The following is a 15,604-nucleotide window of genomic DNA, read 5'->3' as shown; positions in this document are numbered from 1 at the left end:
TCTACTCTCTATTGCGATTAAAAATGGGAGGATTACCGTATCGCAAGAGAGAATTACAAAATTAATAGAGGCACTTTCTTCTGAAGATAAAAAAGGAATAACATGGTCTACTAATGATACAAATGATGAACTTGTAATTTCTGATTATAACCTAATTATAGAAGAAAGAACTATTTTGAGCTTTGAAAAATTAGTATTAAAATTAGGAGCACATTATCTTCTTTCAGCTTCCTCAGGAAAAGGCAAAACCACTTTTTTAAAGAGTTTAGTAAATTGTATTGCTGACTCATGCCATAGTGCTGGTGAAATTTCCATACCTACCTATTATCAAAATCCAAAAATAATATTTATTGATCAGAATAGTTACATACCTGCTCAATCTACTTTATTTGAAGTAATAACCTCTGGTCTTGATCAATCAATCATTAAAAGTAATAAACAATCATTAGAAGAAAAAATTAACACACTATTTATAAAATTGGATCTAGCTACATTAATTACGCACTTAAGTGATAAAAATTATGATGTAATAAATGCACCAAGCGGCGGTCAAAAGAAAAAAATTGGAATCATTAAAGCTATAATTTCAAACCCTAAAATATTAATTTTAGACTAGGTGTTTGCCAATCTGGATAAAATATCTATAGAAAATGCACAACAAGCTTTAAAAGAATTTTTACCAGAAACTTTAATGCTTGTAGTACATCATGACGGTAAATCTCATGATTATAATAATTTTTATAATCAGTATATAAATCTTGAAGATTTGTACGTTGAAATAAACTTATTAGGAGAATAGCTATTCTATTCACTCCTATATACTGTATATACTAAATCTAGGTGTTCAATTATGGGAGTTTTTTAAGATTTCTTTATAGACTTCAAGGTTTTTTCTTAGCATCAGATCAAGAGAGAAATTATTAATTACCGTATGTCTTGCTGCTTCTTGGATTTTCTTAGCAGTATCAGTACCTAAAATCGAGAAGCAATAATCGATTTTCTCTGCTAACACTTCGGCATTATTCGGTTCTACGTGGAAACCAGTTATATTATTATTTATCGTTTCTACTGCCCCGCCGATATTAGTTGCAATAACAAGCTTCTCCATCGCCTGCCCTTCTATAATAGTACGTCCGAAAGCTTCAGGCTCGATTGAGGCAGAAACGATAATATCGGAAATCCCATATAGGTTTATTATATCCGAATCATTACCGAAAATTTGAATTTTATTTTGAAGCTTTAGAGTAGATATAAGCTCTTTGACTCTATTAGTAAAATTGGGATGTCTAGATATATCGCCAACCATCAAACAATAAAAATCTCTATGTTTTAACTTACTTAATGCTTCTACTAGAACAAGATGTCCTTTCCAGCTTGTCATTCTAGAAGGCATTAATATTATCGGCACGTTACTCGGTGCATCATATTTATCACGACATTTTTTAAGTTTTTCGGGCGTTAAATTTGCCGGATCAAAATAATCACAATTTACTCCACGCTCAATTACTACTATTTTGTCTTCATCAATTTTATAGTTTTCAAGCAAATGTTGTTTTACAAAATTGGATACAGCAATAACTTTCTCGCCTTTGAGCATTATGCTATTATAATATTTTTTAAAACTATTCGGAATATTATAAACCCCATGAAAAGTAGTCAGAAATTTAGCGTTCGTCCATTTTGTTGCTAGATATGAACTCCATGCCGGTGCCCTTGATCTTGTATGAACTATATCAACATTATATTTTTTGATTATTTCTGCTATCAATTTTGCATTATTCAGAAATACAAAAGGGTTTTTACTGCTACTATTCATTTCAATATGCAATATATCTTCCTTATCTAACTCTTGAACTAGAGTACCACCTGCTGAAATTATGATAGGAGTATAACCGAGAATTTTAAGATATTTTGCAACTTCTATAGTACCTCTTTCAACCCCTCCCGAGACTAGAGCAGGAACTACTTGCAAAATAGTATATTTATTGTATCGTTTACTTGACTTTAATGAAGGCATTAAATCTCAATCTATTAAAATAATTATTTAAAATGCACAAGCTTTATAATAAAACACAAGACAAATTTATTGTCTATGATAATTATAGAATAATTAATACAAATATTCCATCTGTAATTTTTTTACACGGCTTGATGTCTAGTATGCAATCAACTAAGGCTATCTATTTAATAGATTATTGTAAAAAAAACAATTATAATTTTATTGTTTTTGATAATTTCGGCCATGGAAACGCATCGGGACGATTTGAGGAGCAAACAATTAGTGATTGGTTAGAAGGAGTATCAATAATTTTAGACAAATTAATTGATACGAAGGCAATATTAGTAGGTTCGAGCATGGGAGGATGGTTAGCACTTCTTGCAGCTTTAAAATTCCCTGATAAAATAAAAGGGCTTGTGTGTTTAGCTCCCGCTTCCGATTTTACTGAAGATATTTGGCAAAATATATCTCTAAACGATCAAAATAAGATGCAAAAAGAGGGAATATTAGAAGTAAGAGGTAAAAATTGTGAGCATAAATATGCTATAAGCTATAAACTGATAGAAGATGCAAAAAAACATTTATTATTGACAAAGAAACAGATTGAGATAAATATACCGGTACATCTAATTCATGGAATGTTAGATGAAGACGTGCCTTATAATGTTTCAGTAAAATTATTAGAACAAATAACAAGTAAACAAATAGTAATGAAGCTAATTAAAGACGGTCACCATAATTTATCTAGAGAAGAAGATTTAAAGGTAATGACAAATTCCTTAGAAGAAATGATAAGTGACGTTACAAAATAAATAATAGATACCCGTAGTTATTTAAAACTTTGTTGTATGAATTAGACAACTTGCTTTATATCATTCCCGCGTAGGCGGGAATCCAGAAAAATAACATTAATGTTGATATAGTTAAGTTACATATTTGATAAAATAAACGTATACAAAACAAGTTTTTTATATGTTTTACTGGATTCCCGCCTACGCAGGAATGACATAAAACGATTCACATAGATAATATCCAAGGGTAATAACACAATCTAGATTTTAAACCATAAATAAAAAATAAAGAGTATGTATAGTAAAATAAATAAAGTTCATGATTTTAAAGAAGTTATAGAAGCGGTAAAACAAGCCGATAATACTAGCTTGGTGCTTTTTGATGTAGACGAAGTAATTGTAATGGATAGTGATGAATCTAGGTTAACACATGATTATAGAAAAGCATTAATGAATAACATTGAAAAAAGACTTACTAGAAAAAAATGTGAATTATTACTTAGCGTTATTCTTAAAGGAAAAAAATCTAGATTCGTTAATTTAGATATTTTAAAAATATTTACTCTACTTAAAGAAAAAAATATTCCGGCAATGGGGCTTACTAAACTTCCTACCGGTAAATTCGGCGTAATTGAAGATATGATCGAATGGAGAATTCGTGAACTCACTGAATTAAAGGTAAATTTTCAAGAATTTTCACCTTTAGAAGATGAAATAACAATCGAGGATTTTAATATCGGTTACGGTAAACCTACATTAAAAGATGGCATAATTTATACTGCGGAATATGATAAAGGAAGCGTACTTGAATATGTATTACGCAAAACAGATTATTATCCGCAATCAATAATATTTATTGATGATATAGAAGAAAATTTACTATCATTACAAGAAATTTGTAAGAAACTAAAAATTAACTATCAAGGATTTGAATTTATGGGTTCTGCTATCGTTCCTGAACCTGATCTTGATGAACAATTAGAAAAAATCAGATTTGAAATTCTAGAAAAAGAATATAAATGGTTAACGGACGAGGAACTTAAAAAACATACTTTGTCATAACTTGGAGGTATTGTTGCGTGGAGCGGTAAATCCAATATGTCACCCCGTGGCTTGACCTATAGTACCGGACAGTTTTTAAAAAGTTCTCTATGTCATCCCTGCGAAAGCAGGGATCTATGCTAAAAAAATCTTGATTTCAAAGATTTTTTTATTAGATAATTTTTTTTCAAATAAAGCTTTTTTAAAGCTCGATTTATCTCGCTTTATTTTGGATCCCTGCTTCTGCAGGAATGACATAAAGTGAAAATTGTCTGGTACTATAGGTCAAGCCACGGGATGACAGAGGTGGAATACATCCACGCGGGCAATACCTAACGCAGACAAGCTAACTAGATGACACCTATTCACTTTAGAGTATAATATTATGCCTACAAAGCTCATTGTTCTTTTTACCTTACTTATCTCACTTTCTATTATGGCAAGTAAAAAGGAAGAAGAAATTATAGGAGTAAAAGCAACTAAAGTACAAATTGCCGAACTTTACGACATATTTAATATTGTAGGGCAATGTCAGAATGATAATAGCCGTGATTATTATGCTAATGCCATTGGAGTAGTTGAAAAAGTCTCAGCACATCAAGGAGAAATAGTAAAGAAAGGAGATATATTGCTAGTTATAGATAAAAACATAGCAGAAACCACTAAATCTAGAGCAGCAGCTTTATTAAATACAAAACAAGAAGATTATAATAGAAAAGAAGTTTTATTTGCTAAAAAATTTGTAAGCAACGGGGAATATAAAAGGTCAAAAAGCGAACTTGAAGATGCTAAATTTAATTATTCCAAAGCTCTAAAAACATATAACGACATGATAATTACTGCACCCTACTCCGGTAAAATAGGCGTAATTAAGTCTATGGTCGGTGATGAAGTAAAAATAGGCGACTATCTTTTTAGCATTACCGGAACAGAAAACTCACAAAGTATTTTTATTGAATTGCCAGAATCTTTAAGCGGAAAAGTTGGAGTCGATACTGAAGTTTTAATTGCAGGAAAAATTAAAAGTACAATCGGGGCAGTATCACATTACTTATCAGATAATGGTACTTTAACAGCTAAAATTATTTTACCTATGGGGACAAAAATCCTGCATAATAGCTTCGTAGATGTTACGCTTATAATTAATCCTCACAAAAATCTGACCGTTCCTGAAAGTTGTATTCAACGAAATAATCAAGGTAACTTTATTTATAAAATAGACGGTGATACGGTAAAACAATTATATGTAAAAATCGGCACACGTACAGGAGGTTTAATTGAAATTACCTCTAAGGATATTAAAGAAGGGGACTTAGTCGTTACCGAAGGTATGACTAAAATCGGCGACGGCTCAAAAGTTAAAATAATTGAGGAATAGTTATCTATATACTTCGAGTAAATGAAAAGTTGGTATACGAAGATCAACTTAAAAAGAGCAGGGAATCCACAAGACGAGGAGCGGAGCGTATACTTAATACGTGAGCACCGCAGTACTTGTAGGATGACGTAACCAATTTTTGAAGTTCATCGAGTATACATATTTTTAATCCATCTCTGTATTCTAGAGATCGTTGCTTTTACTCCATTATATTTTATAGAGTAAATAGCTAGCCTAATCAAACTTGGGGCAATAGAAAAGCCTGATCGTATTTTTTTTATTATACCATTAGAATCATTTTCTGTAATGTCAGAATTCTCTTTTATTAACTTTAATTGAATTATGGCTTTGGATAATAAGTTAGCCGTTAGTGAGCTATATTTACTTAAATAATTATCATTAACAACGTACGCAGCAATATTTATTAACCCTTGAGAATATTTAGTAGGGTTTATAAATGCATTATTACCGTTAACGCGGAATTTAGATAACGCCTTATTAATACCTCCTACTAAATTCTTACTTGCAATAGAAATCCAAATACAACAATCTTCGCCAATTTTAATATTTTCAGGAAATAAGTTTTGCCTAAATAACCAAGTCCTACCCATCACTGTTGTTGTTGTTATTGTACAGGTTTGGATAATTTGTGGAAAAACTTTACCACTAACATTACCGGAATCCACAAAACATATATCCTTTCCTTCTTCATCTATTCTTTGATATGAAGTATGAGAAAATACAAAATTATTTTCCATCATAAATCCTAATTGAGTTTCTATTTTATTTGGCATAAATAAATCATCTGAATCAAGAAAGGCAATATATTCTCCAGAAGCCTTTTTAATTCCTAAATTACGAGCGGATGCAGGTCCTTCATTTTCTTTACGGAAATATTTTATCCTCTTATCTTTTTTACATATTTTAGTTAATTCTGATATATCCTCTGTTGATCCATCATCTATTACAAGCACTTCAAAATTGGCGTGGGTTTGAGCAAGTACGCTTTCTATAGCCTCTATAGTCCAATTTATCCTGTTATATATAGGAATAATCACGCTAACTTTAGTTTCTTTCAAATACTTATTCGCCATTTCTAGAGCTAGTTTTTCTGATTTTTTATATTGTGTATGATTTTTTAAAAAGGCTACGGTATCAAATAAAAACGCAGCTATGGAACCTTTTCCCATTATTAGCATTTCTTCTTCTGTTAACTCTTTTAAAAAACCTGACCATAATTCTTCGCATTCTTCTAATTGATTAATCTCAGTACGACTAGTTTGTGCTAAATGCTGACGACACTTTACAAGAACTTCAGAATCAAAATAAATATGTGCTATACGAAAAAGTTTAAACCATAAATTATAATCTTGAGTATATTTTAGCGATTCGTCAAATACCCCTATCTTCTTAAAATATTTTGCAGGTATCAATAAAGCACAGCCGTATACTAATCCTCGCAAAACCGGAAATAATGATATATTTAATTTTTCTTTTGGATATTTATCATCAAGTCTTATAAAGCCTAGTAAACGAGAATTTTCATCAATTAACTCATAACCACAATAAACAACAGTATTTTTATTATCTAATTTACTTAATATATTAATTTGATGTTCAATTTTATTAGGATAATATACATCATCATGACTAAGCCATGAAAAATACTCACCTTGCATATTTTTTATGCCAATATTTAACGCCGAGGCGCAACCTCCGTTCTCTTTAGAAAAATAATGTATTTTATCACCGTACGATAATGCAATTTCTTCTGTTTTTCCATTGTCTTTAGAACCGTCATTAACAACAATAATTTCAATATTTTTGTAAGTTTGAGCTAAGGCACTGTCTATAGCTTCACACATATAATTAGCACCGTTATATACGGGAATAATAATCGAAACTAGGGGGGAATATGTATTTTGTTTCATCCAACTAACTTTTGAGCATGAGGAATTAATCTAATTAATATACTAATTAGCAAGCTAATTATAAAAGTAGCGATGCCCAGAATTAAACTTCCTATTATTGGAGAATATATAGGGTTCAGTATAGGAATTACTAATATTTGCACTTTTAATTTTTCTATAACTAAAACATGAAAAAAATATATGAAGAAACAATTGTTAGAAATACATTTTAATAGCTTATTATAATAAACCTGCACATTAACTTTTTGTAATACTACACATATTTCTATAGATGCGATTATAACATTTGGTGTTAAATATACATATGCAGTTTCATCAGGTACAGAAGAATTTATATTTAGTTTCCAAGTTATAATAAAAGTGATAATACTTCCTATTAAATATAAAATTAGCCAATAATATATAGGAAATTTTAAACCGATATTTTTTCTTATTAAATATGCACCTAAAACCGCATAACCGGAATAATTGAGAAAATTACTAATTGCCATCCAATTTGTTATCGATAAAAAGTAATAAGAATTAACACTATTAATTACAAACCATAATATTAAAAAATAACAAGCAAATTTTGTATCTTTAATCATTTCATTAACAATTAAAGCAAGAATTGGAAATAGTAAACAAACCCCAAGCATATAATAAACAAATTCTAGACGATACATTGCAGGTTCATGAATTATACTATTTAATATAGAAAAAATATTAAACTTTTTTCCGATATTATAGTAAACCCAATATTTATATAAAATGCTCCAAAATATTAATGGAATTAATAACCTTTTTACTTTATGCCATAATTTTTCTATCGGCATAGTATTTTGAAGCACTAAAACACCTGACAATAATATAAACAAAGGAACAGCCACTCTAAAAAAAGAATTTATAAAATTAGACAGTATAAAATTTTTAGAAAAAGGTGAAGAGGAATATTCATAGAATAATGAAGCTATCGAATGAATTATAATTACCATGAAAATAGCTAAAGACTTGGTTAAATCTACCCAAACTATACGACTATTATTTATTTTCATTATCGTTTATATTTAAAAATTTAAGGAATGTTTCTTTCATATGCTCTAACGTAAAATCTCGTAAAAAACATTTTGAACCGTTTGTAGCAAATTTTTTATAAGAATCCTCATCTGTTATTACCTTTTCAAGCTCATATATTATTTTATCGGCAGCAAGAGAATTACATAAATATCCTGCATTATTTTCTGTTATATATTTGCTTGGTGAAGAATAATCAGGAGCATGGCAAAAAACCGGTCTACCGGAAGCAAAATATGTAACTAATTTTGAAGGGAAACTCGTACTAGACTCTTTGCGAAATTCTTCAGAAAACCAGTAAGGCATATAAAGAAGATCTGACTCATTAAGTAAATTAATAGTTTCTTCTTGAGAACACCATCCTAAATACTCAAAATTAGCAGGTAGTTGTGTAAATGCTTGAAAACCTCCACCCATTATCCGAACTTTAATTTTCCTACCCGCAATAATCCAGTTAGCTTGATTAAGAGCATTAATAAGACTTAACCATTCAGCTTGAGCATAAAACTGCCCAGCCATACTAATTATAAATTCATTTCTATTATGAGGCGATGCAGCTGGCATGCGTGCTAATTCTTTTGGTAACCCTGCAATGACCGGTATGGTAGACATATTATATTTAGCTTCATAACTTTCAGACATTGCCCATGACGCAGTAGCACAACAAGTGCTATATTTAATTACTTTATCAAATTCTTTTAAAAGCCTTTTTTGAGTAAACTCATCAATTTTATTATCCCGAAGCCACCATTCAAAAGGATCCCATATTTGAGTAAATAAAGGTAAACCTAATTTAAATGCAAGTATTTTTGTCAAACGAATAATTGTTTGACCTTCTAATACTACCCATAATGCAGTCACTTCTTGTTGTTTTGCAAATTCAATAATTTTAGGTAGTAGATTGTATTTTACCTGTGCAGCATTAAACAACTCAAAAGTAAAAGATGATATATCGCTCAAGGGACCCTTTAATATACGCAATGCACTTTCTCTAGGCTTTTGTAATATTAAATGAGGAATTTCTTGTAAATCCTCTGGTATTATTGGATTTAAAGCTGGATTAAGAATTGAACAAATAGCAATCTGTTCAACAGGTAAAAACTTTACTAAACGATTTAGTACTAAACCGGCAGTAAAATTTTGACAAGGTGGCATATCAGTTAAAAGTAAAACTTTCATTTGTTGACAATATTTTTATATAATTCAGCTAAATGTTTTGCTTGTGTTTCTTCATTATAATATAATTCAGCTATTTCACGACCTTTCTTACCGCGTTCAGCTCTTTCATTAGGATTATCAATAAGATTTTGTAATGCTTGATATAGAGCTTCACTATCATTTAACGGTACAGATATACCTACCTCAGGTGCATAAACTACCTCAGGTAAAGCAGTTTTATCAAAAACTATTACCGGCTTACTGCATGCTAATGCTTCTACTGCCATCATTCCAAATGATTCTGCAATAGATGGCATTAAAAAAATGTCGGATGCTACTAATGCGTTTCTTATAGTTTCTTCATTATTAATCCATCCAAGATTAATAATTTTAAAGCGATTTTCAAACTTTTTTAATAAATTATAATTACTACCTAACGTCAGAAGACACACCGGTTGTTTAGTTTCAATTTTTTCTAAAGCCTGAATTATATGCTGTAATCCTTTAAAAGGATTATCGTCTGACCTAAAACATATTACCAGCATATCTTCAGATATTCCAAATTGCTTGCGAGCTTTAGGTGCAACATCTGGTGAGAAAAATTTTAAATCTAAACCAAAAGGAATTTGATGAACTGATACCTCTTCAAATAAAGGAGATAATTTAACCATGTCATACATCCATTTGGAAGCAACGACTAATTCAAACTTAGCATTTTTATAAGCTTGACGTTTGTAATCAAATAGTAATTTTGTGTTATCTTTTTTTAAGGGAAAAGGAATTGTAAGATCAGGACACTCTCCACATCCTATCATCCAACGTTTACATTCAAATGGATGAATACAGTGACCAGTCATTGCCCAAGGATCATGCAAAGTCCATATAGTTGGCTTTAAATCTGTGATCATTGATAAATCACTAATACTAAAGTAACCAGAATGTATGATATGAAGATGTATTAAATCCGCCTCTTGAAAAGTCGGCATTTTTATTATTTTCGGAACATTACGATATAATATAGACTGTAGAGACGTCTGCTTTTCTATTAATTGTAGGATTTGGTTTATCTTTCTAGGTATTATATCTTCAAATGTTAGCACCTCAGGATCTTGAGTATCTTTAGTCCATACTAAATGCTTAGATTCAATACCGTATTTTTTTAAAATCGGCGTTATAGACAAACCATGAAACCTACGCCCTGGAGATTCATAGCCATTTATTTGCAATATTTTCATTTAAATTTTAAAATATACCTTGTCTATCCTCTAAGCATTTCAACAATATGTTGTTATCAGTATTTGGAGCCTCTAGATAATTATAAATATAACAATCTAATAGTTTAAAATTATTCTCCTTAAATTCTGAACCATCTTTTATTCCATTTTTAATTAAAGCTTTTATTTTATTTTGACGCACTATTGGGTCAGAGGCTACGTTGCTAAGTATAGAGACATCCTTTAATTTATGTACAATATTTTTTAAAGACATTACACTTAAAATTATGGCAATAATATAAAACCAAATTAAACTTCTAAAATTTAAGTTAGAATTATCAAATGAATTCTTAATAAAACTTATTGTTACAAAACAAAATACATAAGTATAACTATTAAAATATCTAGAATAACATGCCGCTACTTTTGCTTTTTCACTAATAAATTTTGTTAAATATAAATCTATTCTAAAAACAATATACAAAACAAATCCAATTAATAAAATAATATAAACTCTTAAAAAATTTTTTAATTGCTCTCTAGAATTTTGCCAAATAAAAATTATTGCTATAGCCGTTATACCATAAATATAGCATACCTCTGGAAAAGAAGCATAATGAACCATATAACTTATTATTAATTTTACAATAGCTACTTGCTCAGAATTAATTAATAAAAGATTATAAATAGAAGCAAACGGCACTTGTTTAAAAGAAGTACACTCAAAATCACATACAGTTTCTATACATAAGCTATTGACATAATTACACCATATAAAATTACTCAAAATAGGTAATAATAAAATTATTATTACCCATAAATTGGAATATTTTTTATTGAAAATCAAGTCAACGGTAATTATAAAAATTGCTATATATGATAACCAATATCCTACCTCTTTAATATTCGGTAAAATAAATAATAAAGGTGATATTAGAACTAAACTTAATAATATGTTATTATATTTTTTAGATTGAAGATAAATAGCTATAGTCGCACCAAATATACATCCTACAGTTGCATCAACATGTAACGAATTAATACTTACTATTATATCATACATAGAAAATAAGATTAGCATTAAGTATAAAAATATACCTAAAAGCAATCTTTTTTCTACTAATGCTACTGAACAAAAAATAAAATAAAGAAAGCCATTAGCAAATACATTTAAACTTTCTTTAAAACCAATAATTTTATTTATACTATATTGAAAAATACTAGCGAGTTTTGCATAACCGTTAAACTTATTTATAACTGATGTAGGATCGTTAGGTAGCCTAAAACCATGATAAATATTTGTTTCTTTTAAAGTAAGCCCCCAATGAGAATATTCATCCCAAAAATAATAACTAGGATAGTCTTTTACGAATATATAATAAGCAATCATACCTAAAATAAATATGATTACGTCAACTCCAAATAATTCTCCTATATTTCTAATATCTTTACTTTGTCTAAAAGAATCAAAAATACAATAAAGAAAGAATCCTACTCCTAAGACAAAAGAGGCATAAATCACCAAATCCAATATATAAAATATAGAAGCTATAAAATATATTGATAAAATTCCAGAAGTTGAAAATACTAATGCATGAGAAAATTCTATTTTAAATAGTTTTCTAAAAAAGAAGCTATATCCTAAAAAATTGTAAATAATAATATTATCCCACTCATATCGCTTTCAACTTATTTAGTATTCTTATCATTTTAGCGTAAATCTTTATAAAAATAGAGCGGTTTTCATTACTGATTTTTAGTTCTTGTTCCTTGGTTTCTAACTGTTCCTTAAGTATTTCTAATTCTTCAGTATTAATGATTAACTGCTCTGTTAGTTGGTCTGTAGTAGATTTTAATAATTCTTGTAAATTATTTATTTGCTCGTATAACTTATTGATATCTTTAAATTGTGAAGCAAATTTATTTATTTTAGATAAATATTCTTGAGCTGTATTAATAGCAAAATTTATTTTTTCTCTCTCTACTATTTCTAGAATTTCTTTTAAAGAGGTTGTCGCTCCTTTCTCAATTAATAGTTCTGTTGTGCGTTGACACATCCATAAACTGCATTTTAAACTATTTTTTACAATTTCATTGTTTATAACTTTTTCTTTAAAATCAGGAAATATAGCTTTTAAATTTTCTAAATGATTTGTAGCATTAAATAAAATATTTTCTCCATATACGTCATTAAAATAATTTTCGGTATATACTATATTTTTTATTGCATAGAATCCTCCATAAGGAGTAGTAAGAAGCTCACTCTTAGCATTATGAGTATGTAATTCTTTACATCCTATAATACTCCATCCGGGAAAATCTTCAGGATGCCATCCGGATTTATGCTCTTGCCATTCTCCTCCATGTAAATTCCAGCCGTCAGTATCATGTATTTCTTGCGGCATAAAACCCAAAGGGGTAAATATTATAATTTGTTTGCGAGCTACCCGTTCGCATTCAATTAATACTTCTTTCCCGATTTCTTTAGGCATGTGCTCTATAACATCAATTAAAAATATTGAGTCAATAGATTTATCGGAAAATGTAGTAAGAGTAGCTTTTGCGTCTAAAGGAATTATTATTGAATTAGTTCCTGATAAATTCTTTTTTAATATTTCAGCATATTCTTGATATGGTTCTACACAAATAAGTAAATTAGGAACTATATATTGTTGCGGATGAATCCCGCATCCAATATCCATAATACTAGAAACAGGATTTATAAATTCTTTTATTTTAGTATGAAATATATCTGCCGAATACCATTCTTCAACTATTTTATCCTTTTCTGTCATTTAAACCAAACCGTACGATTAACATAATCCACATAACTTAAAACTATACGCAATATTTTCTTTGATACAAGACCCGCTTCGGCATAATCCGGCACGATATCTTGCAAGCGTTTATTATTCTCGTGTTCTTCCGTAATAGCTTTCACCGATTGTAGTACCCGCTCCGCTTTAAAGCTCGACATAATAAGCGTTCCGGTATCCATACCTTCAGGACGTTCATGTGCTTCTCGAATATTTAAAGCAGGTAAATTAAGTATTGATGCTTCTTCAGTAATAGTACCGCTGTCGGACAAAATACAAAACGCATTCATTTGAAGCTTGATGTAATCCGTAAAACCAAAAGCTGGTAAAAACCTTATTTTATCACCAAGCTCCTTAAACCCCTCTAAATCCTCAAGCCTTTTTTTAGTCCTTGGGTGTGTTGAGAAGATTACGGGGAAATTATACTCTTTAATAAGAATTTGTAAACTACTTAATAATTCTTTCAGATTATTTTTGACGTCGACATTTTCCTCACGATGTGAGCTAATTAAGAAATACTGCTTAGCGGTTAATGATAATTTATCTAAAATATCCGATTTTAATATTTTAGGCATGAAACGGTCAAGGACTTCAGGCATATGCGAGCCTGATTTAAAAATAAGCTCAGGCGGCAAGCCTTCAGCAATTAAATAACGTCTAGCATGTTCGGTTAACGTAATGTTAACGTCACTGATATGATCGATTATTTTACGGTTTATTTCTTCAGGTACACGCTGATCAAAACAACGATTTCCTGCTTCCATATGAAAAATCGGGATTTTACGGCGTTTAGCGACAATCGCCGATAGACATGAATTAGTATCACCGTAAAATAAAACAGCGTCGGGTTTTTCTTTCTCAAGTACCTCGTCTACTTTTTCGATAATAAGCCCGATGGATTTTGCCGTATTATCTGCCGCTACTTCTAAGAAATAATCAGGTTTTCTAATTCCCATATCATCAAAAAAAACTTGATTTAACTCATAGGCATAATTTTGACCGGTATGAACTAGGAGGTGATTAGTATATTTATCAAACTCGGAAATCACGCAGCATAGTTTAATGAGTTCAGGACGAGTACCGACAATCGTCATTACTTTAAGCATTTTTTAGCTCCTCTTGTACGTAATCAAGCGTCAATAATAACTCTTTTACTTCTTCTAAATTTAAACGTTTTGTATTATGGGAAGTGTAATCCTCTAAAAGAGCTACTTTCTTTTCACCTTCAACAAAATATTTTGCATAATTAAGATCACGCCCGTCCATAGGAATACGATAATAATCCCTTAAATCATCAGCTTTTGCCATTTCTTCAGATGATACTAGCGATTCGTAATGTTTTTCGCCGTGACGTGTACCGATAAAACGTATTTCATTTTTGCTATCGAATATATCTTGTAACGCTTTTGCAAGTACTTCAATTGTACTTGACGGAGATTTTTGTACAAAAATATCTCCTTGACGCCCATGCTCAAACGCATATAAAACTAAATCTACGGAATCTACAAGCGACATTAAAAAACGTGTCATTGACGGTTCTGTAATGGTTAATTCCTTACCTTGTTTTATTTGATTGATAAAAAGAGGAATTACCGAACCACGAGATGCCATAACGTTACCGTATCTAGTGACGCAAAGCACAGTCTCACCTGGAGAACGCATACGTGCTTTTGCTATTGCTAGCTTTTCCATTAATGCTTTAGATAATCCCATTGCATTAATTGGATATACAGCCTTATCGGTACTCAGTACAATAACTTTTGTAACTTTGTTATTAATAGCAGCACTTAAAACATTTTCAGCACCTAAGACATTAGTATTGATTGCTTCCATAGGATAAAACTCACAAGTCGGAACTTGCTTTAAAGCGGCGGCATGAAATACATAATCAACGCCGTGCATCGCCTCATCAATACTTTTATAATTACGTACATCCCCGATATAGAATTTAAGTTTTGAGTTATTTAAAGCAATACGCATATCCTCTTGCTTTTTTTCATCTCTACTAAAAATTCTAATTTCTTTAATATCATTGATAATATCGGATTTAAGAAAACGAGAAAGCACCGCATTACCAAACGAACCGGTGCCTCCTGTAATCATTAAAGTTTTATCTACAAACATTATTTATTTAGTACCTATTTTTGTTATTATTTATCCGTCATTGCTAGGAAAAATTGTTGCATAATCGTTATTGCGAGGAGGCGTTGTTGCGTGGAGATT

Annotated in this window: 14 protein-coding genes; 5 read left to right on the top strand and 9 right to left on the bottom strand. The window is 30.2% G+C overall.

Annotated features, from left to right (window positions below):
• Both KYQ89_RS06760 and KYQ89_RS08065 read left to right on the top strand, forming a co-directional pair.
• Positions 1-616: ATP-binding cassette domain-containing protein (locus KYQ89_RS06760; protein WP_256621578.1), on the top strand; the 616-nt coding region annotated here is incomplete at its 5' end.
• A complete protein-coding gene (locus tag KYQ89_RS08065) occupies positions 617-799 on the top strand; it encodes an ABC transporter ATP-binding protein (protein ID WP_371920425.1) in 183 nt (60 codons plus the stop codon). It begins immediately after the preceding gene.
• A gap of 45 nt (positions 800-844) precedes the next feature.
• On the opposite strand, the gene KYQ89_RS06750 is transcribed toward KYQ89_RS08065, so the two are convergent.
• Positions 845-2,017 carry a glycosyltransferase family 4 protein gene (locus KYQ89_RS06750; RefSeq protein ID WP_218460944.1) on the bottom strand — a complete coding sequence of 391 codons (1,173 nt, stop codon included), beginning with the start codon at positions 2,015-2,017 and terminating at the stop codon, positions 845-847.
• Between the two features lie 32 nt (positions 2,018-2,049).
• On the opposite strand from KYQ89_RS06750, the gene KYQ89_RS06745 reads away from it, so the two are divergent.
• The 3 genes from KYQ89_RS06745 to KYQ89_RS06735 all read left to right on the top strand — a co-directional run bounded on the left by KYQ89_RS06745 (position 2,050) and on the right by KYQ89_RS06735 (position 5,209).
• The gene (locus KYQ89_RS06745; protein ID WP_218460943.1) at positions 2,050-2,811 is read left to right on the top strand and encodes an alpha/beta hydrolase; all 762 of its coding nucleotides are present in this window, start codon (positions 2,050-2,052) and stop codon (positions 2,809-2,811) included.
• Between the two features lie 273 nt (positions 2,812-3,084).
• Positions 3,085-3,852: a DUF2608 domain-containing protein gene (locus KYQ89_RS06740; RefSeq protein ID WP_218460942.1), complete on the top strand. Its 768-nt coding sequence runs from the start codon at positions 3,085-3,087 to the stop codon at positions 3,850-3,852.
• Between the two features lie 361 nt (positions 3,853-4,213).
• Positions 4,214-5,209, top strand: coding sequence for an efflux RND transporter periplasmic adaptor subunit (locus tag KYQ89_RS06735; RefSeq protein ID WP_218460945.1), 996 nt, complete (start codon positions 4,214-4,216; stop codon positions 5,207-5,209).
• 146 nt (positions 5,210-5,355) lie between these two features.
• Here the strand turns inward: KYQ89_RS06735 and KYQ89_RS06730 are convergent, their stop codons facing one another.
• The 8 genes from KYQ89_RS06730 to capD form a co-directional block, all read right to left on the bottom strand.
• On the bottom strand, positions 5,356-7,140 hold the full coding sequence (locus KYQ89_RS06730; protein ID WP_218460941.1) for a glycosyltransferase family 2 protein: 1,785 nt from the start codon (positions 7,138-7,140) through the stop codon (positions 5,356-5,358).
• Positions 7,137-8,174 carry an acyltransferase gene (locus tag KYQ89_RS06725; protein WP_218460940.1) on the bottom strand — a complete coding sequence of 346 codons (1,038 nt, stop codon included), beginning with the start codon at positions 8,172-8,174 and terminating at the stop codon, positions 7,137-7,139. The genes KYQ89_RS06730 and KYQ89_RS06725 overlap by 4 nt, the downstream gene beginning before the upstream one ends.
• Positions 8,161-9,372: a glycosyltransferase gene (locus KYQ89_RS06720; protein ID WP_218460939.1), complete on the bottom strand. Its 1,212-nt coding sequence runs from the start codon at positions 9,370-9,372 to the stop codon at positions 8,161-8,163. Before KYQ89_RS06720 ends, KYQ89_RS06725 begins: the two co-directional genes overlap by 14 nt.
• Positions 9,369-10,586 (bottom strand): glycosyltransferase family 4 protein, encoded by a 1,218-nt coding sequence (locus KYQ89_RS06715; RefSeq protein WP_218460938.1) that lies wholly within the window; start codon positions 10,584-10,586, stop codon positions 9,369-9,371. Before KYQ89_RS06715 ends, KYQ89_RS06720 begins: the two co-directional genes overlap by 4 nt.
• 7 nt (positions 10,587-10,593) lie before the next feature.
• Positions 10,594-12,090, bottom strand: coding sequence for a hypothetical protein (locus KYQ89_RS06710; protein WP_218460937.1), 1,497 nt, complete (start codon positions 12,088-12,090; stop codon positions 10,594-10,596).
• 148 nt (positions 12,091-12,238) lie between these two features.
• Positions 12,239-13,360, bottom strand: a complete 1,122-nt coding sequence (locus tag KYQ89_RS06705; protein ID WP_218460936.1) for a methyltransferase domain-containing protein — start codon at positions 13,358-13,360, stop codon at positions 12,239-12,241.
• The gene (gene wecB / locus KYQ89_RS06700; RefSeq protein WP_218460935.1) at positions 13,357-14,487 is read right to left on the bottom strand and encodes a non-hydrolyzing UDP-N-acetylglucosamine 2-epimerase; all 1,131 of its coding nucleotides are present in this window, start codon (positions 14,485-14,487) and stop codon (positions 13,357-13,359) included. Before wecB ends, KYQ89_RS06705 begins: the two co-directional genes overlap by 4 nt.
• A complete protein-coding gene (gene capD / locus KYQ89_RS06695; protein WP_218460934.1) occupies positions 14,480-15,505 on the bottom strand; it encodes a UDP-glucose 4-epimerase in 1,026 nt (341 codons plus the stop codon). The genes wecB and capD overlap by 8 nt, the downstream gene beginning before the upstream one ends.
• Between the last annotated feature and the right edge of the window lie 99 nt (positions 15,506-15,604).

Origin of the sequence: Rickettsia sp. TH2014 (assembly GCF_019249195.1) — a bacterium.
Lineage (GTDB): Bacteria > Pseudomonadota > Alphaproteobacteria > Rickettsiales > Rickettsiaceae > Rickettsia > Rickettsia felis.
This window is presented reverse-complemented; position numbering and strand designations above follow the sequence as displayed.

Bases quoted from the DNA above. Each gene is read 5' to 3' on its own strand.
- KYQ89_RS06750 (WP_218460944.1), bottom strand. From the start codon at position 2,017: ATGCCTTCATTAAAGTCAAGTAAACGATACAATAAATATACTATTTTG.
- KYQ89_RS06745 (WP_218460943.1), top strand. From the start codon at position 2,050: ATGCACAAGCTTTATAATAAAACACAAGACAAATTTATTGTCTATGAT.
- KYQ89_RS06740 (WP_218460942.1), top strand. From the start codon at position 3,085: ATGTATAGTAAAATAAATAAAGTTCATGATTTTAAAGAAGTTATAGAA.
- KYQ89_RS06730 (WP_218460941.1), bottom strand. From the start codon at position 7,140: ATGAAACAAAATACATATTCCCCCCTAGTTTCGATTATTATTCCCGTA.
- KYQ89_RS06725 (WP_218460940.1), bottom strand. From the start codon at position 8,174: ATGAAAATAAATAATAGTCGTATAGTTTGGGTAGATTTAACCAAGTCT.
- KYQ89_RS06720 (WP_218460939.1), bottom strand. From the start codon at position 9,372: ATGAAAGTTTTACTTTTAACTGATATGCCACCTTGTCAAAATTTTACT.
- KYQ89_RS06715 (WP_218460938.1), bottom strand. From the start codon at position 10,586: ATGAAAATATTGCAAATAAATGGCTATGAATCTCCAGGGCGTAGGTTT.
- KYQ89_RS06705 (WP_218460936.1), bottom strand. From the start codon at position 13,360: ATGACAGAAAAGGATAAAATAGTTGAAGAATGGTATTCGGCAGATATA.
- wecB (WP_218460935.1), bottom strand. From the start codon at position 14,487: ATGCTTAAAGTAATGACGATTGTCGGTACTCGTCCTGAACTCATTAAA.
- capD (WP_218460934.1), bottom strand. From the start codon at position 15,505: ATGTTTGTAGATAAAACTTTAATGATTACAGGAGGCACCGGTTCGTTT.